We start from the raw sequence: 20,018 nt of genomic DNA, 5'->3' as shown, positions 1-20,018 counted from the left end.
GCGATGCATATGCGCGGCGGAGCGAGGCTTCCGCCGCCAGCCACTGGGCCGGACGCTAAATCCTGCGAGGCCTGGGAAGGCCTTGCATCGATGCGACGACCCGCGAGCCAGGAGACCTGCCGGCGTCTGGTCGCTCTTGCCCTGGCCCAGGGGATGGCCGCGGCACGGTGTCTTTCCGTCTGAGCGACGAACGAGCGGTGGAGGCCGCATCGGTTCGCGGGAACGGTCGCTTTTGGCGTCCGGCCGTCCCTGCGCGCCGGCCGTTGTCTGGCGGTCAGGCTCCGCCGGATGTCGCGAGACGCCGGAAGGAATGCGAATGCAATGGAAGATAATGGCTGCGGGTTTGATCGCGGCACATGCGGTCCCGGCTCTGGCGGAGACGGAGGCGCCGGAGGCGGAGATCATCGTCTTCGGCCGGGGCGAGGCGAAGATCGGCGTCGCCCAGGCGGCGAGCGAGGGGAGTGTCGCCGGGTCCGACCTGCTGGTCCGCCCGCTGCTGCGCGTGGCGGAACTGCTGGAGGCGGTGCCGGGCATGGTCGCGGCGCAACATTCGGGGAGCGGCAAGGCGAACCAATATTTCCTGCGCGGCTTCAACCTGGATCATGGGTCTGACTTCACCACCTATATTGACGGGGTGCAGATGAATTTCCGCTCGCACGGGCATGGGCAGGGTTATCTGGACCTGAACGGCCTGATCCCGGAGATCATCGCGCGGGAGGATTTCCGGAAAGGCCCCTATCGCGCCGATGGCGGCGACTTCGCGCTGGCGGGCGCCGCCTATATGAAGACGATCGACGGGTTCGACCGGCCGTGGATGTCGGTGGAGGGCGGCTCCTACGGTTCGCGGCGGATCGCGGCGGGGGGCACGATCAAGGGCTTCGGGCCGGGCGAACTGACGCTGGTGGCGCAGGCCAAGGCCTATGACGGGCCATGGGAGGAGCCGGAGCATCTGCGCCATTATGCCGGTTTCGCCAAATATCGGGCGGGGGCGGTGGAGGCAACGCTGCATGCCTATCGCGCGACATGGCGGCCGACCGAGCAGATTCCGGAACGGATCGTCGGATCGCCGGTCTGTGCGGATATGTTCTGCTCGCCCGATCCCTCGGCGCGGGGGGCGACGACGCGCCTCGTCGGCAATGTCGCGGTGACGCAGGCGGACTGGCGCGCCAATGGCTATGCGCAATATTATGACTGGTCGATGTATTCCAACCCGACCTATGCCGATCCGGACGGCAGCAGCGCGCAGATCCGCCAATATGACCGCCGCTGGATTATCGGCGCGACGGCGGAGAAGCGCTGGTCGCTGGGGTCCACGCTGGACTTCGGCGTCGGGACGGAGGATCGCTATGATCATATGGGCAATGTCGGGGTGTCGCGCACCGCCGACCGGGCCTTCCTCTCCTCGCTCGGCCGCTATCATGTCGAGGAACTGTCGCTGGCGCTTTATGGCGACGTGACGTGGCAGCCGCTGCCCGGCCTGCGCGTGACGGGCGGACTACGCGGCGATCATTATCGCTATGCGGTGCGGGCAAGGGATGCCGCCGCCGCCGCTCTGGGCGAAGGCAAGGGGTCGGACAGCCTGTTGTCGCCCAAGGCGTCGCTCGCCTATCGGGTCGCGCCCGCGCTGGAACTCTACGCCAATTGGGGCCGTGGCTTCCACAGCAACGATGTGCGGGGGGCGGTGAATGTCGACACGCCTGTCCCGGTGCTGGTGCGCGGCACCGGCAAGGAGCTGGGCGGGCGGGTCCAGATCGGTTCGGCCAGCCTGACGGCGACCTATTGGTGGCTGAATGTGGGCAGCGAATTGCGCTTCGTCGGGGATAGCAACGCGGTCGAGCCGACCGGCGCCAGCAAGCGGCATGGCTATGAGATCGTCGCCTTCTGGCGGCCGCTGCCCTGGCTGGCGCTGGACGGCAATTATACCGCCAGCCATTCGCGCTACGACAATGGGGACCGGATTCCCAATGCCTTCGAAAATGCCGCTTCGGCGGGCGTGGCTGTCGTGCTGGGGCGCTGGGAGACGAGCCTGCGGGTGCGGCATCTGGGGCCTTATCCGCTGATCGAGGACAATAGCGTGCGGGACAAGGGGAGCACGGTGGTGAACGCCCGCGGCGCGTGGAAGGGCAAGCGGATCGAACTTTATGGGGAGCTGCTGAATATCTTCGACAGCCGGGACAAGGACATCGCTTATTTTTACGAGTCCTATATTCCCGCTTTCGACATGACGGGTCCGCAGGAAGGGCGGTTGAGCCGGGTCGTGGAGCCCCGGACCGTGCGCCTGGGGATGAAGGTCAAGTTTTAGGGCGCGCCGCGTTGAAGCGGACGCTGGCCGCGCGCTCGACATTTCTGTCGCCGCATCGTTTCAAACGGACATCCTCCCCGCGCGAAGCGTGGGGAGGAGGAACAGGCGAAGGCCGGCGGAGAGCTCAACCGCGCCGCTTCGCCTCCGTCCAGCGGCCATTCAACAACAGGAAGGCAATGGTCAGACGCCGTAAAGCAGCGTCGCCTCCGCGCTGCGTTCCCGCTCGCCGGCGATGCGCTGGCCATCCATTCCCTGATCTTCGAAAGGCTGACCGAGCCGGGACAGCAGGAATCGTCCGAACGTCCAATCGCCCAGCGCGGAATCGGCGTTGATGTGCCCCGCCTCTCCCGCGTCGGCAAAACGGCTGCCCCAGAATTGCGCGAGCAGCCTCGCCCGGCTGAAGGAGATATAGGGATCGTTGCGGCTGGCTACGAGGATCGAGGGGAAAGGCAGCAGCGCCTTGGGCGTCGGCGCGAAGCCGCGCAGGCGGGAGTCGACGGCGCCCGATTCGAGTTCAGGCGGCGCCACCAGCAGGGCTCCGACGATCTTTTCGCTCCATTCGCGGCATTCGAACGCGGCCCACCAGGTCACGGCGTGGCAGCCCAGGCTATGGGCGGCCAGAATGACCGGGCCATCGATGCGATCGATCGCATGGTTGAGATTGCCGATCCAGCTATTGCGCTGCGGGGCGTCCCAACTGCCCAGTTCGGCGCGGTGGCAATTGGGCAGTTCGGCTTCCCAGATCGTCTGCCAATGCCCCGGCCCGCTGTTCATCAGGCCAGGCACGGTCAGGATCGTCGCGGAAGCGGTCAGTTCAGGGGCATATGGGCGCATGGGAAACCTCCTGCCCATGACATATTCTCTATCATTATGATTGACAATAGTGGATGGATGTTTTGCGGACTGCTGTTGCCGCTGCGCGACGAACCGAAAGGCGCGCTCCCTCTGCCTGATCGAGGTCAGGCGGGCCAGTCGGTTCGGGAAAGTTGAAAGCCGGCACGCCTGCTCCTATCAGCGATGGATGCGGCGGCGATCTTCATGACAGACGGCATCAGGGACATTCTCGACCGTTTGCGCGCACCCGCCGGCAATGTCGTGGCGCGGGCCAGGCGCATGGTGGAGGCCCATGTGCCGGAAGAACGGCGCGGACCCGGATGGGACCGGCACTGGCGGGAGCTGGAGGCTTATCTGGAACTGCCGGGACAATGGCTTTGCGCCGAGGGAAAAGAGAATGACGGCTGACAAACTCGTCGAACTGATCGTCGCCCGTCTGGTGCGCGATCATGGACGCAGCAAACATCATTGGCGCAGGCTGGTGGGGCCGATCCGGCTCTATAGCCGCGCGACGCATCCGCATTGCAACTGGGCCGCCGCGCCGACCGGAAGCTTTCAGGAAATCGCCGCGATCGAGGCGCTGCTGGACGACTGGCGCATGCGTTACCCGCTGCTCTCCGGTTGATGAAGCATTTGGCTGGAGCGCCCTGCGTCAGGCAGGAGGCGGGGCACGCGCATCCGAATTTCCGTTATCGCATCCTTTCAGGCGGAAAACCGGCCCCGCCCTTCGACGGGCTCAGCACGGGCAGTTCCGCACCATATCCAAAGCAGATTCCGATCCGATTGCATCGGCTCGACTGCTCTAGGTTTGTGTTTATCGCGTTTTCCGAGCCAGCAGATGACTCCATCTGCTCTAGCTGCCCGCTTCCGTATTGACGGGCGGCGCCAATGGATTGGGATCGCTGTCCTCGGCTTTCTCCACGCGCTCCGCCGCTTCATCGTCGGCCTGGCCCGCATCGCCGCCGGGCGAACCCTTTTCCGGCGGCGGCACGTCATTGCGGCCCTCCGCCGGGTCCTGGGTCGATTCGCCGCGCTGTCCGTCATTCTGCATGTCGATCTCCTGCTTCGAGGGTCTCAACGTGCCATGTCCGGACGGTATCCTCACCACAGGGCGACAACCGAATAGGGTTTAACCTGCTTTATCGCTCCTTCCCCTCAGTGCGGCGCCGCGTCGCCACAGGCGTCCATCGGCACGCTGACATAGTCCAGCTTCACGTCCGAAATGCTGATGTCGGCAGCGCCGTTGGATCGCAGCACGAGCGGCGCGGTGACCGCCTGCATGTCCGCGCCGCGCTTGGCGAAGCATTGCAGCGGAACGACGAGCCGAGACCATTCCCCGGGCTTTGCGGAGGACAATGCGCCGCCGATCGGCAGTTCGACCGTGCTCTGCCCGCTTTGCAGGCCGACGGTCATCTTCCCCGCCGGCTTTGCGTCCACCCGATATTCGACGACCAGGCTGATCTCTCCGTTGCTCTCGCGCGAGAGGTCGAAGGCGCGGGGGGCGACGAAGGCGACCTGCCCTGCCCCCTTCCATACGAAGCGACGGCTGTCCTCCTGCGCGCGGCGGTCGACGCCGCTCTGTGTGACGCCCTCCGCCTCTATGGCCCAGCCGGGCGGCGTCTGGCCGCGTCCATAGAAGGTGCCGGGCGTCGCCGCCGCCATGCCGGCGGGGCGGCTCTCGTCCAGCGTCCCTACTTTGCCGGGCCGGGCGTAGCTCAGGCCATAGCCGAAGGGGAAAAGCGGATCGTAGCCCGGATCGCGGCGGTTCAGCACATATTGGTCCGGGCGTTTCGGCCAGGAAAAGCTCAGCTTCCCGCGGAAATCATGGCGCGGCTTCCCGTCCGCGCCGGCGAACAGCATATCGGCCACGCCGCCGCCCTCGCTTCCCGGCAGGAAGGCCGCGACGAAGGCGTCGGATGCGTTGAGTTCCGCATTCACCCAAAGCGGCCGACCGGAAAGGAAAACCGCCACCACCGGCACGCCCGCCGCCTTGAAGCGGCGCAGCATCTCCAGATCGCGCTTGTCGCCGGGGCTGTATTCCAGATTGGGAACGTCGCCCTTGAACTCCGCATAGGGCTTTTCCCCGAAGACGACGATGGCGGCGTCCAGCTTTTGCGTGAAGCGGCCGTCGGGGGCGTAGCGCGCCGTGCCGCCGCCGGCCTTCACCGTCTCTTCTATCCCCTTCCAGACCGACTGGGCGTTGGGAAAGGCCGAATTGGGCACGTCGATCCCCTGCCAGGTGATCGACCAGCCGCCCGCCTGCTGGCTGATGCTGTCGGCCGCCTCGCCCGCGACGAGGATGTCGGCATTGGCCTTGAGCGGCAGGACGCCTTCATTCTTCAGCAGCACCAGCGATTCCCGCACGGCGCGCCGGGCGACGGCGCGATGGCCGGCGGAGCCGATGGCGTCGAACTTGCCGGCAAAGGCGCGGGTGGAGGGGCGCCCCCGCTCGAACGTCCCGGCGCGGATCTTCACCCGCAGGATGCGCCGCACGGCGTCGTCCAGCCGCGCCATCGGGATCGTGCCCGCCCTCACCTCCCGCAGCGTGTTGTCGTAAAGCTGTTTCCAGCCCGGCCCCGAATACATGAACATGTCGAGCCCGGCATTGATCGCCTGCGGGCAATCCTCATTGGAGCAGCCCGGCACCTGCCCATGGCTGTTCCAGTCCCCCACGACGAAGCCGTCGAAACCCATGCGATCCTTCAGCACGTCGGTCAGCAGCGACTTGTTGCCGCTCATCTTGGCGCCGTTCCAGCTTGAGAAGCTGGCCATGACCGATTGCGTGCCCGCCTCGATCGCCGCGGGATAGCCGCCCAGATGCACGTCGCGCAGCACCTCCTCCGACACGCGCGTATCGCCCTGGTCGCGTCCGCCGGTGCCGCCATCGCCCAGAAAATGCTTGGTGGTGGCGATCAGATGATCGGGCGCGAGGAAATCCCTGGTGCCGGCCTTGCCCTGCACGCCCTCGATCATCGCGCCGGCATAGTCGGCGGCGATCTGCGGCTCCTCCGAATAGCTTTCATAGGTGCGGCCCCAGCGGTCGTCCTGCACCACCGCCAGCGTCGGCGCGAAGGTCCAGTCGAGCCCCGCCGCCGCCGTCTCCAGCGCCGTCACGCGCCCGATCTCCCGGATGAGATCGCGGTCGCGCGCCGCGCCCAGGCCGATATTGTGCGGGAAGAGCGTCGCGCCGACGATGTTGTTGTTGCCGTGGACGGAATCGGTGCCCCAGATGATCGGGATTTTCGGGCCCCTGTCGCTCCGGGACATGGAGGCTTCATAGAATTCGTCCGCCAGTTTCAACCATTTGGCGGGCGAAGCATATTCGTCGCCATAAGGGCCGCTATTGCCGCCGTTCAGGACCGATCCGACCTTGTATGTCCGCACGTCGGCGGGGGTGATGGAGCCGATGTCGACCTGGATGAGCTGGCCGACCTTGTCCTCGACCGACATGGCCTTCAGCAATGCGTCGACGCGCCTTTCCACGGCCGGGTCGCGCTTGGGCTGGGCATCCACCCTGGGCCAGAGTTCGGGATGCGCAACCGAGGCCGCGGGCTGCTGCGCCGCCGCGGATGCCGCGAGCAGGACCGTCAGGACGGTCAGGGAAACGGGCGAAAGGCCGATGGTCATGTCGTCTCCTGGAATAAGGTCGCCTTCATGCTGGCGAAATAGCGGAATTTTTTCTGTCCGGGCATCAATGCGTTCCCGCGGAGGCAGGAGCACATTCTGCACTTGGGCCAACCGCCCCCATCAGGGCTTCAGGCTCTTGGCATTAAGCCTCGCCACGCCCTTCAGCGCGGCGTCGCCCGCATGATGCCCCACCGCCAGCGCATAGTTGCCGCCGTCGAGCCGCCAGCCCCTCCCTTCCTCGAAGCGCGCGATCAGGCGTGGGTCGACGGTCATGGTGACGCGCCGGGTCTCGCCGGGCGACAGGCTGAGCTTGTCGAAGCCGGCAAGCCGCCAGGCGGCGATGCCTGCGCTCCCCTTCGCCTGCACATAAAGTTGCGGAACGTCCGCGCCCGCACGGCTGCCCGCATTGGTCACGTCGAAGCTGACGGTCAGCGCCGCGCCGTCCTGCACCGCCAGATTGGCATAGGTGAAGCTGGTATAGGTCAGGCCATGGCCGAACGGGAAAAGCGGTTTCACGCCCTTCATCGCATACCAGCGATAGCCGACCTCCGCACCTTCGGGATAATCGACCGCAAAGGGCGCCACGCCGCCGGTCATGCCGTAATTGGTCTTGTCCCCGGCGTCCCGGCGGGCCTCGGCCGCGTGCAGTTCGGCTAGGCCCGCCGGTTCCGGACGCGGCGCCTGACCGGCGCGCACCGGGAAGGTGATGGGCAGGCGGCCCGAAGGCGCGACGTCCCCGAAGAGGATATTCGCCATGGCTTCGCCGCCGCGCTGGCCGGGATACCAGGCCTGCACCAGCGCCGGCACCTTCGCGATCCAGGGCATTTCCACAGGGCCGCCCGTCTCCAGCACGACGATGGTCTTCCGGTTGGCAGTGGCGACCGCTTCGATCAGCGCATCCTGATTGTCCGGCAGGCGCATATTGTCAGGGTCCTGCGCCTCCGTCTGCCATTGCCAGCCGAAGACGATGGCGAGGTCCGCCCGACGCGCCGCTTCGGCCGCGGCCCTTGGGTCGCCGCCGTCGACATAGCTGACCTCCGCCTGCGGCACGAGTGCGCGGATCGCCTTCAGCGGCGAGGAAGCATGCCAGGTCATCCGCGCGAAGGAGGCGGCGGCCCCCTTTGTCAGCGGAATTTCGACCGGAGCCCCGCCGACGGAGCGGACCTGCGACGATCCGCCGCCCGACAGCACCCCGACATCGGCATGGCCGCCGATCAGGACGATCCGCCGCGCGCTTTTCGCCAGCGGCAGCAGATCGCCCTCATTCTTCAGCAGGACGATGCCCTCCTCCGCCGCGCGCTGGGCGATGTCGGCATGGGCGGCATAGTCGATCTGGCGCGGGCTTTCCGGGACGGGATCGTCCATCAGGCCGCTGGCGATCACGCCATGGAGGATGCGCTCCACCATATCGTCCAGCCGGGCCGCGGGAATCCGGCCGGCCTTCACAGCCTCCTCGAACGGCTTGCCGAAATGGATCGCATCGTCCAGTTCCTGCCCCGATTCCTGATCGAGCCCGCCCAGCGCCGCCTTCCCGGTGGAATGGACCGCGCCCCAGTCGGACATGACCCAGCCCCTATAACCCCAGTCCCTCTTCAGGACTTGGTTGAGCAGCCAGTCATTTTCGCAGGCATAATCGCCATTCACCTTGTTATAGGCGCACATGACGGAGGCGGGATCGCCGATCTCCGTCGCGATCTGGAAGGCCAGCAGGTCGCTTTCGCGCAGCGCCGCCCTGTCGATCCGGGCGTCCAGCACGGTGCGGCCGGTTTCCTGCGAATTCAACGCGAAATGCTTGATGGTTGAGACGATATGGGCACTCTGCACGCCCCTGATATGCTCGCCCGCCATCACCCCGGCCAGCAGCGGATCTTCGCCCAGATATTCGAAATTCCGCCCGTTCCAGGGATCGCGGGTCAGGTTGACGCCGCCCGCGAGCAGGATGTTGAAGGTCTTGGCCCGCGCCTCCGCGCCGATCATCGCGCCGCCCGCATAGGCAAGCGCCGGGTTGAAGGTGGCCGCCGTGGCGAGGCTGGCCGGCAGGGCCGTCGCCGTATCGCCCTTGCGCTGCTCGATCTGGTTGGCGACGCCCAGACTCGCGTCGCTCTCCCGCAGGGTCGGGATGCCGAGGCGCGGGATGCCCGGGATGTGCCCTGCGGACGGGATCATGGCGATCGGTTGGGAAGGCCGGGCGAGCGGCGGGAAATAGCCGTGGATGATCGCCAGCTTCTCCTCGATGGTCATGGCGGCCACCAGCGCCCTGGCGCGTGCTTCCGGCGACAGGGCGCGGTTGCTGCCGGCACTGGCGGCGGGGACCGGCGGGGAAGGCTGCGCATGGGCCAGGCCGGCGACGCCAAGAAGCAGGGAAGCGATCAGCGGTTTGCGCGTCATCAGGATACTCTTGCAGAGGGTTGCCGCCCACGCAGATGGTCGAGCAGCGCACGATGGTCGGGAAGATGGGAGACGGCGGCGCCGGAGGCCCCGGCCACCCTGGCGAAGGCGGCCCGCGCCTCCTGCCCGCCGGGATAGCGGCCGATGCCGCCCGCCAGCCGGGTTTCGAAACCCATGCCGTAGAGGATATAATGATAGCTGGGCGGCAGGAAGGTTTCGAGATCGACCGTGAAATCGAAGCGCGAGGGCGGGCGGTGCCGCCATTGGGCGAGCAGGTCCTGCAGATCAGCCGGGATGGAGGCCGGATCGGCATTGTCGCGCCAATAGGCCGTGTCGGTGCGGCGGGTAATGCAATAATGCAGCTTCAGGAAGCGGACGATCCGTTCGAACCGCGCCGTCATCAGCCTGTTGAAGCGGCGCGCCGCGGCATTGCGGGCGGCGGTGTCGCTGGCGCTTCCGGCAGGCAGGAGGAAATCCCCCACCATGCGCAGCGCCGCCTCGATCAGCATGATGCCGGTCGATTCCAGCGGCTCGAAAAAACCCGCCGACAGGCCGATGGCGATGCAGTTGCCGATCCATTGCCGCTCGCGATAACCAGTAGCGAAGCGAAGCTGGCGCGGGGTCAGCGCCTCGCCGCCCGGCCTGACATAGCGGCGCAGCACGGTTTCCGCCTCATCGTCGGAGCAATGGCGGCTGGAATAGACATAGCCGATGCCCCGCCGTTCGGGGAGGCCGATGTCCCAAGTCCAGCCCGCCTCATGCGCGGTCGCCAGCGTATAGGGACGGATCGGCGCGTCCGGGCGGTCATGGGGCACCTGCATCGCCAGCGCGCGGTCGTTGAACAGCGTGTCGCCGCAGCCGACGAAGCCGCTGCCCAGCGTCTTCCCGATCAGCAGGGCGCGGAAACCGGAACAGTCGATGAAGATGTCCCCCTCTACCCGCCGCCCGTCCCTGAGGGTCAGGGCGGCGATGTCGCCATCCTCCCGCTGTTCGACATGCGCCACCATGCCCTCGATCCGCCGGACACCGGCGGCGAGCGAGATCGTCCGCAGATAGTCCGCGAAACGCGCCGCGTCGAAATGATAGGCATAGTTCATCGGACCGGAAAAATCCGGGTCCTGCACCCGCTTGGGCGCTCGCCCGGCGCGGATCACCCGTTCCTGCACGGTGACGCTGTCGGCCCAGGAAGCGCGCTGTCCCTCCATCGCCAGCCAATGGGGCAGCAGCGCCTCATCCTCGCCGCCGATGGGCATGTTGAACGGGTGGAAATAGCTGTCCGCGCCCGTGGCCCAGCCGTCGAACAGCACGCCCTGCTTGAAGGTCGCATCGGCGGAGCGGAGGAATTCCCCCTCCCCAACGCCCAGTCCCGCCAGGGTCGAGCGGATGGTGGGAAAGGTCCCTTCGCCCACGCCGATGATGCCGATCTCGCTGGATTCCACCAGCGTCACGTCGCGCATCCCCAGCGTGCGGGAGAAGGTGGCGGCGGACAGCCATCCGGCCGTTCCGCCGCCGACGATGACGATCCGACCGGGGGAGGGAATGTCGGCCGTCATCTCAACTTCTCCTCGTCAGCCGGTCAGAAGTTGGCCCGGGCGCGCACGCCCCAGGTCCGCGGCGGCTGGAGGTTGGACAGGAATACCGGGTCGTAGCGCGGCGCGCCGAAGGAACCGGCGCCCGTGCGGATCTTCCCATTCTCGATATTCTGGACGAAGGCTTCGACCGAATATTTCTGGTCCGGCGACACGAAGCGGATCGATGCGTCGGAACGGAAATAGGCCTTCTGGCGGTCCCAATCGGTGCCGTTGGTGCCGCGGTTCGGCATATTGTCGGCCGGATCGTTGGGATTGACGAAGGGATTCGCATCGCCGTTGAAGTAGCTCAGCCAGCTCTTGGTCTCATAATGGGTGGTGAAACGGGGCGTGATCTTCGCGCCGCTCGCCAGTTCGAAATCATGCTCATAGCTGAGCGTGGCGGAGAAGCGCGGCGCATGCGCCAGTTCATTGCCCTTGAGCTGCGCGATGGAGGACAGCTTGCCGCCGTCGTAGAGGCGCCCGTCGACGCTCTCCAGTTCCTCCAGCTTGGTCTTCTGGAGCGTGCCGGAGAATTGCAGCCGGTCGCTGTCGGTCAGGTTCGCCACCATTTCCGCCTCCAGACCATAGGCCTTGGCGCCCTTCGCATTCTGGGTGATCATCTGGCTGCGCACGACATTGCCCGCATCGTCGCGGAAAGTGACGGCCTGGTTCACCTGATAGCCCTTGAAGTCGCTATAATAGGCCGCGAGGTTCAGCGTGACGCGCCGGTCGAGGAAGCGCGACTTCAGGCCGACTTCATAGTTGGTGAGCGTTTCCGGATCGGTCAGGCCGGCATTGTCCTGGATATTGCCCGACTTGAAGCCGGTGCTGATGCTGGCATAGCCCAGCACATCCTCCGCCAGGTCGGCATCGACGCGGGCGAGATAGGTGAGCTTGTCCCACTTGCCCTTCACATCGTTGCTGGAAATGGAGAAACCGGGCAGCAGCGCGGCCAGTTCATCCGCCGTGGCGTTCGGATAGGCGCCGAAGATGCCGCCCTGGCACGCGTCGGCGGGCAGGGTCGCGGGGCAACCGGAGAAGGTCACGTTGCGCCCGCCGATATCCTCCTTCTTGTCGGAGGTGTAGCGCAGGCCGCCCGTGACGCGCAGCGCGTCGCTGACATGCCAGACCGCCTGGCCGAAGACGGCGCGGCTGTCGATCTGGCGATTCGCCTGGATGAAGCTGCCCGCCCAGCTGAAGGTGCCGTCGCGATAGCCGTTCCGCTGGTCGATGTCGAAGCGGATGCGGTTCTTCTCATGGCTGTAATAGGCGCCCAAAATCCAGTCGATCGCCTGTTCGCCGGTCGACTTGAGCTGGACCTCATGGCTCTGGAAATCGTAGCGCGAGGAGAGCGTCCGGTTCTCCCCGAAGGCGCCGAGCGGCAGGTCGTTGCCGTCCGCGTCGACCTGCCCCGTCGGCGGCAGAGCGCCTGCGTCCGCATCGGTCTGCGTCGAGCCGCCGATGCGCGACCAGCCCGCGATATAGCTCAATTGGATGCCGTCGGTGACATCGTAGTTCATGGTGCTGCGCACCGCGACGGAATAGCGGTCGGTGTCGGGCGCGGTGTCGCTGAGCGTCGACCAGCGCTTCGTGCCGGGGCGCGGCGTCTGGAGCAGGCCGATGACCGGCGCGCCATTGTCGAGGAAACCTTCCGCCGACAGGTTCCAGCTAAAGCGTTCGCTCGGCTGCCAGAGCATGGAGACGCGGCCCGACTGCTGGTCGGCGGCATAATATTTCTTGCCGGTGGTGATGAAGGCCGAGCGGTTGATGCCGGGCACGTCCGGCGCAGGCTGGAAATCGGCATAGCCGTCATGCCGGTCGGTGACGAAGGCGACGCGGAAGGCCAGCGTGTCGGTGACCGGGATGTTGATCGCGCCGCGCACGCCCAGACGGTCGTAATTACCCGCGACGACCTCCACATTGCCGCCGAACTCGCCCAGCTTCGGCTTGGCGGAGATGAGGCTGAGCGCACCGACCGTCGCGTTGCGGCCGAACAGGGTGCCCTGCGGGCCGCGCAGCACCTCGACGCGCTCCATGTCGTACATCAGCACAGACGCCCCCTGCGCGCGCGGCGAGTAGATGCCGTCGACATAGATGGCGACTTCGGGGTCCGCCACTTCGGTATAGGCGCTGTCGTTGCCGATGCCGCGCAGCGTCAGCAGCACCGCCGACTGGTCGCCCTGCTGGTTGAACTGGAGCGACGGGACGAAGCGGGCGAGGTCGGTGACGTCCTTCACCTGCTGCCGGTCGAGCTGCGCCTGACCGAAGGCGGACACGGCGATGGGGGTGGATTGCAGCGTGGTTTCGCGACGGGTGGCCGTCACGATGATGTCGCTGCCATAATCGGGCTGCGCCGTCTGGGGCGCTGCATCCTGTGCGAAGGCGGGGGTCATCCACAAGGTTGCGGATGCAAGCGCGGTGCTCGCGGCCAGCGCAAAGCTTTTCATCATCTCTCTCCCTGGACCCACATGGTCTGTGGGCGCCTATTGACCCAAGCCTGACAACGATGTCAACATGATTTTTGACATCGTTGTCATATATTGCCATATTGCGCCGGAACGGCTTTGCGGCTTCACTATATTCTCCAAGGTTCAGCCAAAGCCTCTTTCCATGGTGGCCGTCACGTCATCCCCGCCCCTTTCCGATCAAGAGCAGGTGGACAGCCGGCTTTTCCGGCTGTCCATCGGCGTGTTCTTCACCGGGGGCTTCCTGACATCGTCCGTCAGCCTGCTGGTGCCGCAGCTCAAGCTGATGCTGGACCTGGACTACAAGGGCGCGCTGCTGGTCCAGCTTGCCTTTCATTCCAGCTACATGCTCTTCGCGCTGCCGATCACCTGGTCGATCGTGCGCGCCGGCTACATGCGGGCCATCGTCGCCGGCCTGGCGGTGATCACGGCGGGATGCCTGGCCCTGACCCTGGCCCAGAACGCCCTGTCCTTCGCCATGGTGCTGGGGGCGCTGCTGCTCGTTTCGGCGGGGCAGACCTTCCTTCAGATCGCGTCCAACACCGTCGTGGCCGTGATCGGACCTTCGCGGGGCGCGGCGCGCCGGCTGACGCTGCTTCAGGGCTTCAATTCGTTCGGCACCGTCCTGGGTCCGCTGCTCAGCGCGCCGCTGCTGCTTGGCGAGCTGGACCCGCAGGCGGCGCGGCATGTCGGCGCGGCCCTGCCCTTTACGGGGACGGCGCTGGTCACGGGACTGCTGGCCTTCGCCTATTTCCGCAATCGCGCCTTGCTGGAGCAGGATGAATCGCGCCGATTCGCCTCCATCGGGCAGATGTTCCGGGTAATGCGCTCCCGCCGGTTGCGCTGGGGCGCGGCGTCGATCTTCGTCTATGTCGGCGCGGAGGTGGCGATAGGCGCGTTGCTGCCCACCGTCCTGATGCGGCCGGACCGGCTGGACGCGGCGCCTGTTCTCGCCGGTCAACTGGTCAGCCTCTACTGGGGCGGCGCGATGGTGGGGCGTTTCCTGGGCGCATGGGCGATGCAGCGGATCGCGGAGGCGCGGCTGCTGATGGCCGTGTCCTTCGGGGCGGCCGTCCTGACGACCGCCGCCATCGTCCTGCCGGGCGTCACCGGCGCCAGCGCCCTGCTGGCCGTGGGCCTTTGCAACGCCATCATGTACCCGACGATCTACGCGCTCGCCCTGCCGGAAGACGAATGGCAGGCGCCGGTCGCATCCATGTGGCTGTGCATGGCGGTGGTCGGCGGGGCCATCGTTCCACTGCTGACCGGCGCGCTGGCGGATGCGACGGCATTGCTGCCCGCGCTGATCCTGCCCGCCGCCTGCTATGCCTTCATCGCCCAGTTCGCGGCCCTGTGCGCGCGGCCGCAGGAGACCCGCCCATGAGTACCGTCACGATCAAGGACGTCGCGGCCCGCGCCGGCGTTTCCCCCAAGACCGTCTCGCGCGTCATCAATGGGGAGGACCATGTCCGACCCGAGATCAGGGAAGCGGTGCAGCGCGTGGTGGCGGAACTCAATTACCGGCCCAATGCCTTTGCCCGCAGCCTGTCCAGTTCCCGTTCCTATCTGCTTGGCCTGTTCATCGACGATCCCGTTTCGGGCTATGCCGCAGATGTGCAGCATGGGGCGCTGCTGCGATGCCGGGAACGCAGCTATCATCTGGTGGTGGAGCCGGTCGAGCTGAACCGGCCGGACTGGAAGGATCATGTCCGCGCCAGCATAGCGAGCCTCCGGTTGGATGGCGCGATCATCGCCCCGCCCATTTGCGATGCGGCTGAGCTGATCGACCTGTTCCGCGAATCCGACGTGCCCCATGTGCTGATCGCCCCATCCGGCGAATCGCCCGATTCTGGCGCGGTGCGCATGGACGATCGCGGCGCGGCGCGGGAGATGACCGCCTATCTGATCGGCCTTGGCCATCGCCACATCGGCCTGGTCCAGGGGCCGCTCAGCCACAGCGCGTCCGCCCGGCGGGAGGAAGGTTTCCGCGCGGCCATGGCGGAGGCCGGCATTGCGGTCGATGAAGATGCGGTGCTGCGCGGCGACTTCAGTTTTCGCTCCGGCCTGGAACGGGGGGAAGCGCTGCTGGACCGGACGGACCGCCCAAGCGCCGTCTTCGCCTGCAATGACGACATGGCGCTCGGCGTCCTCATCACCGCGATGAAACTCGGCATAGCCGTGCCCCAGTCGCTGTCCGTCGCGGGCTTCGACGATTCGGCCTCCTCGCGCGCGGCCTGGCCGCAGATCACGACCATCCGCCAGCCCAAGGCGGAAATGGCGGCCGCCGCCGTCGACATATTGGTCGACCCATCCTTCCGAAAGAAAAGCGCCGGGCCGCAATCCCGCCTGATGTTGCCCCACGCCCTTGTCGTGCGCGGCAGCACCGGGGCCGCATAGCGCCGGCCCCCAGCTTAACCATTGATAACAAGCCGGTTCAGGATTGGCGCATGTGCGGCATGGAATAAGGCGGTCAACGACGAGGTAAGAGGAGACCAGTCATGACCATTCGCAAGACCATGCTCGCCATCGCTGCCGCTGCCGCGACCCTTTCCGCGGCGGTTCCGGCCACTTCCTTCGCCCGCGACGGCGGCTGGCACCGCCATGATCGCCACGAGCGGGTTCGCTATTCCGACCGCCGCGACTATCGCGACTACCGTTCCTATCGCGACGACCGCGGCTATCGCTGCCGCAAGTCGGGCGGCACGACCGGCCTGCTGCTGGGCGGCGTCGCGGGCGCGCTGCTGGGCCGCGCGGTCGATACCCGCGGCGACCGGGCTCCCGGCACGATCATCGGCGCGGGCGCCGGCGCACTTGCGGGCCGCGCCATCGATCGCAACTCCAGCTGCTAAGCCGGATCGTAGAAGGGGCGGCAGCGCCATGGCGCTGCCGCCCCTTTTTTATTCCGCCTGCGGTCAGTTGGGCCGGACGATATTGGGGCCCAGATTCGTCATCACTTCTTCGGCGCTGAAGGCGCGGACATTATCTGCGGGCTTGCGGCCCCTGCCCATCACGATTTCTGCACTGGCCTCATAGCGGTCCACGGTGCGCACATCGATCCGGCTGTCCCAGAAGGGATCGCCCCAATAGGGATCCCAGCTCCGCCAACCGAAGCCGCGCCCATAATAGCGCCAGGATGGGCCCCAATAGCCGAAGGCGCCCGGCGCGAACGGCCGGTCGACATAGGTCCGGCTGCGCCTCTCGGTATTGCGGTCGGCCATGACGAACCAGTCATAGCCGCGCTGGCGCGTCAGTTCCGCGGCGCGGTAGAGCAGATAGCGCTCCACCGTCTCCCGCGATGTCATGCTGTTGCCGGAAAAGGTCACGCGAAAGCGATTCGCCTCGATCTGCTCGTCGGCATAGCCGCCGGGGGCAGCGCGGCTCTGCCCGGCCGGCTGATAGGGGGTTGCCGTCGTGCAGGCGCCAAGCGCAAGCATGAGGCCCGTTGCAAGCATCCATTTCTTTCCGATTTTCATCATGGCATCCTCGCTGCTTTTCTTCGTACCGGATCAACGCGCAACCATGGATTGGGGTGCCGCAGGCTGGGCAAAGCTGAATGATCGCAGGGGGCGGATATGAAGATGCCGGGCCCGGACCGGAGAATTCCTCCTCCGGTCCTCCCAAACTCTCAGAAGGTGAACCGCGCGCCGGCCCGGAAGGAGCGCCCGAATATTCCCAGTCCACCCTGGACCGGATTATAGTTGTTCGCGCCGTAGGTGACGGGGTCGATCGGCGGCAGATCGTCGAACAGGTTGAGTATATTGATGTAGAAGGTGAAGCGATCCGACGCCTTGAAGCTGGTCGTCAGGTCGACCGTGATATAGGCAGGCACGTCGCACTTCACGAAAGGCGCGGAAAGCAGGCCGCAATCGCCCGGCTCCGTCCCCTGGTCGGCGGCGGAAAGATTATAGCCGCCAAAATATTCGGCTGTCGCGCTGACCGTCCATTTCCCCCATTCCAGCGTATTCTGCCAGTTGCCGTGCCATTCCGGCGTGCCCGATCCGGCGGTCAGGTTGAAGTTGCCGGCCGTTCCTTCATAGGATTCCGTCGTGCCGTCCGGAAATGTCGTGCTGAGATTGATGATATAGCTCGCCTCCAGCGCCGAGGTGAAGCGAATGTCCGGGCCGAGGTCGATCTGCGCCCTCGCGGCGAAGTCCAGTCCTTCCGAACGGATGGTGTTGGCGTTGATAAGCTGCGACTGCACGAAGGCCACGCGCGGCGTCGCGCCGGGAAAGTCGGGCGCGGGCGCATCCGCGATGATATTATAGCCGGATGGCACCACCTGGCCCGCATAATAAGCGAGTAGCGCCGGGCGGTTGCTGGGCGTGGTGATCGCGCCGGTCTTCTTGATGTTGAAATAGTCGATGCTGAGGGAAATGTTCCGGATCGGCTCCACGACGATGCCGGCGGTGAAGCTGGTCGACCGTTCCGGTTTCAGGTCGGGGCTGGCCAGCGTGGTCTGGCCATAGCTGGCGCTGCTGATATAGGCCGGACAGCTGTTGAAGGTCGCCAGGGAACAGCCATATTGCGACAGGAAGGCGTCGTTGTACAGCGATTGAGCGGCCGTGACGAAGCCGGTCGTCGGAATGGCGTTGGCCTCCGCGAAGCTGGGGATGCGGAAGCCGCGTGACCAGGTGCCGCGAAGCGCGACCTGGCGGATCGGCGTGAACTTCGCCCCGACCTTCGGAGAGAAGGCGTGCTGTCCGCTCGAATAATCGTCATAGCGGCCCGAAGCGTTGATCTCGAGCGACTCCAGCACCGGCGCATTCAGCTCGACAAAGGCCGAACGGACCGTCCGGTGGCCCTTGGTGCCGAAGGCGTTGAGGACGAAATAACGCTGCGTCGGCCCGTTGACGTCCGAATTGGCGCTTGGCGCATCGATGGATTCATAGCGCAGCGAAAGCCCGCCGCCGATCTGCATCGGTCCCCCTGGCAGGTCGAACAGATTGCCGCTGAGCGTCGCCTCCACGGCATAAAGCTGGGAATTGGCATCCGTCACATTGTCTGGCGACAGATAATCGAGCGTCGCCTGACTATTGGCATAAGGGTTGACGAAATCATAGCTGCCGTCGGCAATCACGTTCAGAAGATTCTGGATATAGATATAACCGTTCTGCGTCCGCCGCAGGTCGGTGCGCATTGCGACGCCATTCACCGCGAAGTCCCAGTCGTCCCACAACTTGCCCGTAACGCCCAGAGCGGCGCGATAGGTGCGGCTGCGGGTCTCATTATATTCCTGGATATTGGGTATGCGCCCCAATATGCGCGCCACCTGCCCCTGCGCCGCGAAAGGATTGTTCGGATTGAGCCGGGCAGCCGGATTGGCGGCGGTGCAATTGGGATCGGGCAAGTTATTGATCAGCGGGCAGACATAGACCGGCAGGGCAAGGACAAGCGAACCGACGGAATTGGCGCCGCCAGCGGCGGCCGCCGTGCTGAAGCGGGGAAAGTTGATGCCGGCCGGGCCGTTGCGGCGGATGCTGGCGGGCAGGCCGGTGAAGCTCACATTGCTCTGAAGGAAATTCGCCTGGAAATAGGCCTCTATGTCGTCGGTGATCCGTCCCGTCGCCCGAAAGGAACCGCCCCATCTTTCGATATTGGGAGAGATGACGCCATATTGATTGACGAGATCGCCCTGGCATACGGTTCCGGGCGCACGCGCGTCCGCCGCGAATTCCTGTGGGGTCAGCGTATAAGGCGTCTCCCCGGCGATGCAGCCGGCGGCGGGGTTGAGGAACTGGTAGCGGCCGGTTTCGGCGGCATTGTCCGGACCGGCCGGCGCCACGAAGAAGGTGGTGGCGAACAGGCTGGCGTCGGTGGTGGTCGAAAAACCGGAATAGCCGCCTGTCGAAGGATTGATCGATCCTCCATTCGGCCCGATGGACGGTCCGCACACGCCGTCGCGGCAGATGCCCGACTGGTTCTGCGAATTATAGGGATAGCGCCGGTCGCGGTTATAGAGCGCCGCCTGATCGAAGTAGAAACCGCTGATATAGACGTTGAATCCCTGATCATCGAGATCGCCCCAGCCCGCCGTCAGGCTGAGCCGGTGATTGGCGCCGTCGCCCCGCTGGCTGATGCCCGCTTCCGCCCGGCCGGATATGCCCGTGATCTGCTTCTTCGTGATGACGTTCACGACACCCGCGATCGCGTCCGCGCCATAGGTGGAGGACGCGCCGTCGCGCAGCACTTCGATCCGGTCGACGATGTCGTCGGGAATGGTGTTGAGGTCGACGAAATTGCGCGTCGCATCGTCCGCCAGCGGATAATAGGCCGCGCGCAGGCCGTCGAACAGGACCAGCGTCGAGTTGGTGCTGAGGCCACGGAGCGACACCGCCGATGCGCCGGCGGCAAAGGCCCCATTGGCGGAAAAGGAGTTGGTGAGCGCGGGGCCGTTGTTCGACGCCAGCCGCTGCACCGCCTCCTGCGTGGTGTTGATGCCGCGCTGTTCCAGCGTCTCGGCATTGACGACGGTGATGGGCGATGGCGTCGCTGCCGTCGTCGTGCGCAGGATGGACCCGGTCACGACGATCGTGTCGCCCTCGCTCGGTTCGGCGGAGTTGGTCGTGGGGGCCGGGGCCTGTCCGGGCGCGGTCTGCGTGTCGGACTGCTGCGCAGTGCTGCTTTGCGCCGCCGCCGGGGCGATCAGGCTGAGGCTCGCCAGACAGGCCGTCAGTGCAGAGCTATTGCAGAGGGCGCGGTGGATGATAGCCGAATTGGTTCGCATTGCTCGATCCCCTCACAGGAAGAAGTCGCGCCGAACCGCAGTAAGATCGGCGCTGCCGCTGAACGCGCGATCGGGGTTGAGGGACGCTGGCTGGAATGCAACCTGGA

Annotated in this window: 14 protein-coding genes and 1 riboswitch (1 of these 15 cut by a window edge); of the genes, 6 read left to right on the top strand and 8 right to left on the bottom strand. The window is 65.9% G+C overall.

All coding sequences use genetic code 11. From position 1 onward, the window contains the following. A riboswitch (cobalamin riboswitch) is annotated at positions 1 to 138 on the top strand (it extends 107 nt beyond the left edge of the window). 178 nt (positions 139 to 316) lie between these two features. Then, positions 317 to 2,302, top strand: coding sequence for a TonB-dependent receptor (locus TZ53_RS09925; protein WP_044661143.1), 1,986 nt, complete (start codon positions 317 to 319; stop codon positions 2,300 to 2,302). A gap of 180 nt (positions 2,303 to 2,482) precedes the next feature. Here the strand turns inward: TZ53_RS09925 and TZ53_RS09920 are convergent, their stop codons facing one another. Next, positions 2,483 to 3,136, bottom strand: a complete 654-nt coding sequence (locus TZ53_RS09920) for an RBBP9/YdeN family alpha/beta hydrolase (RefSeq protein ID WP_044661142.1) — start codon at positions 3,134 to 3,136, stop codon at positions 2,483 to 2,485. Between the two features lie 204 nt (positions 3,137 to 3,340). Here TZ53_RS09920 and TZ53_RS09915 point away from each other — a divergent pair, with 204 nt between their 5' ends. Together TZ53_RS09915 and TZ53_RS09910 are read left to right on the top strand one after the other, a co-directional pair. Beyond that, on the top strand, positions 3,341 to 3,544 hold the full coding sequence (locus TZ53_RS09915; RefSeq protein WP_025551051.1) for a hypothetical protein: 204 nt from the start codon (positions 3,341 to 3,343) through the stop codon (positions 3,542 to 3,544). Next, the gene (locus TZ53_RS09910) at positions 3,534 to 3,761 is read left to right on the top strand and encodes a hypothetical protein (RefSeq protein WP_025551049.1); all 228 of its coding nucleotides are present in this window, start codon (positions 3,534 to 3,536) and stop codon (positions 3,759 to 3,761) included. Before TZ53_RS09915 ends, TZ53_RS09910 begins: the two co-directional genes overlap by 11 nt. Positions 3,762 to 3,989: 228 nt before the next feature. Here the strand turns inward: TZ53_RS09910 and TZ53_RS09905 are convergent, their stop codons facing one another. The 5 genes from TZ53_RS09905 to TZ53_RS09885 form a co-directional block, all read right to left on the bottom strand. Further along, positions 3,990 to 4,187 (bottom strand): hypothetical protein, encoded by a 198-nt coding sequence (locus TZ53_RS09905; RefSeq protein WP_025551047.1) that lies wholly within the window; start codon positions 4,185 to 4,187, stop codon positions 3,990 to 3,992. Positions 4,188 to 4,291: 104 nt separating this feature from the next. After that, positions 4,292 to 6,763, bottom strand: a complete 2,472-nt coding sequence (locus TZ53_RS09900) for a glycoside hydrolase family 3 protein (protein ID WP_052628178.1) — start codon at positions 6,761 to 6,763, stop codon at positions 4,292 to 4,294. A 120-nt stretch (positions 6,764 to 6,883) separates the two neighbouring features. After that, complete coding sequence (locus TZ53_RS09895; RefSeq protein ID WP_044661141.1) at positions 6,884 to 9,151, bottom strand: beta-glucosidase family protein; 2,268 nt, start codon at positions 9,149 to 9,151, stop codon at positions 6,884 to 6,886. Next, a complete protein-coding gene (locus TZ53_RS09890) occupies positions 9,151 to 10,704 on the bottom strand; it encodes a tryptophan halogenase family protein (protein ID WP_025551041.1) in 1,554 nt (517 codons plus the stop codon). The genes TZ53_RS09895 and TZ53_RS09890 overlap by 1 nt, the downstream gene beginning before the upstream one ends. Before the next feature lie 23 nt (positions 10,705 to 10,727). Beyond that, positions 10,728 to 13,172, bottom strand: a complete 2,445-nt coding sequence (locus TZ53_RS09885) for a TonB-dependent receptor (RefSeq protein WP_044661140.1) — start codon at positions 13,170 to 13,172, stop codon at positions 10,728 to 10,730. A 160-nt stretch (positions 13,173 to 13,332) separates the two neighbouring features. Between TZ53_RS09885 and TZ53_RS09880 the strand changes: the two genes are divergently transcribed. The 3 genes from TZ53_RS09880 to TZ53_RS09870 all read left to right on the top strand — a co-directional run bounded on the left by TZ53_RS09880 (position 13,333) and on the right by TZ53_RS09870 (position 16,036). Beyond that, on the top strand, positions 13,333 to 14,571 hold the full coding sequence (locus TZ53_RS09880) for an MFS transporter (RefSeq protein WP_025551037.1): 1,239 nt from the start codon (positions 13,333 to 13,335) through the stop codon (positions 14,569 to 14,571). Further along, positions 14,568 to 15,584, top strand: coding sequence for a LacI family DNA-binding transcriptional regulator (locus TZ53_RS09875; RefSeq protein WP_025551035.1), 1,017 nt, complete (start codon positions 14,568 to 14,570; stop codon positions 15,582 to 15,584). Before TZ53_RS09880 ends, TZ53_RS09875 begins: the two co-directional genes overlap by 4 nt. Before the next feature lie 101 nt (positions 15,585 to 15,685). Continuing rightward, entirely contained in the window at positions 15,686 to 16,036 is a 351-nt protein-coding gene (locus tag TZ53_RS09870) for a glycine zipper 2TM domain-containing protein (protein ID WP_025551033.1), read from the top strand. Between the two features lie 63 nt (positions 16,037 to 16,099). Here the strand turns inward: TZ53_RS09870 and TZ53_RS09865 are convergent, their stop codons facing one another. Both TZ53_RS09865 and TZ53_RS09860 read right to left on the bottom strand, forming a co-directional pair. Beyond that, complete coding sequence (locus TZ53_RS09865; RefSeq protein WP_161942146.1) at positions 16,100 to 16,663, bottom strand: CC0125/CC1285 family lipoprotein; 564 nt, start codon at positions 16,661 to 16,663, stop codon at positions 16,100 to 16,102. Between the two features lie 149 nt (positions 16,664 to 16,812). Further along, positions 16,813 to 19,911 (bottom strand): TonB-dependent receptor plug domain-containing protein, encoded by a 3,099-nt coding sequence (locus TZ53_RS09860; RefSeq protein WP_025549207.1) that lies wholly within the window; start codon positions 19,909 to 19,911, stop codon positions 16,813 to 16,815. Positions 19,912 to 20,018 lie beyond the last annotated feature (107 nt).

The sequence above is a fragment of the Sphingobium sp. YBL2 genome (genome assembly GCF_000943805.1).
GTDB lineage: Bacteria > Pseudomonadota > Alphaproteobacteria > Sphingomonadales > Sphingomonadaceae > Sphingobium > Sphingobium fuliginis.
This window is presented reverse-complemented; position numbering and strand designations above follow the sequence as displayed.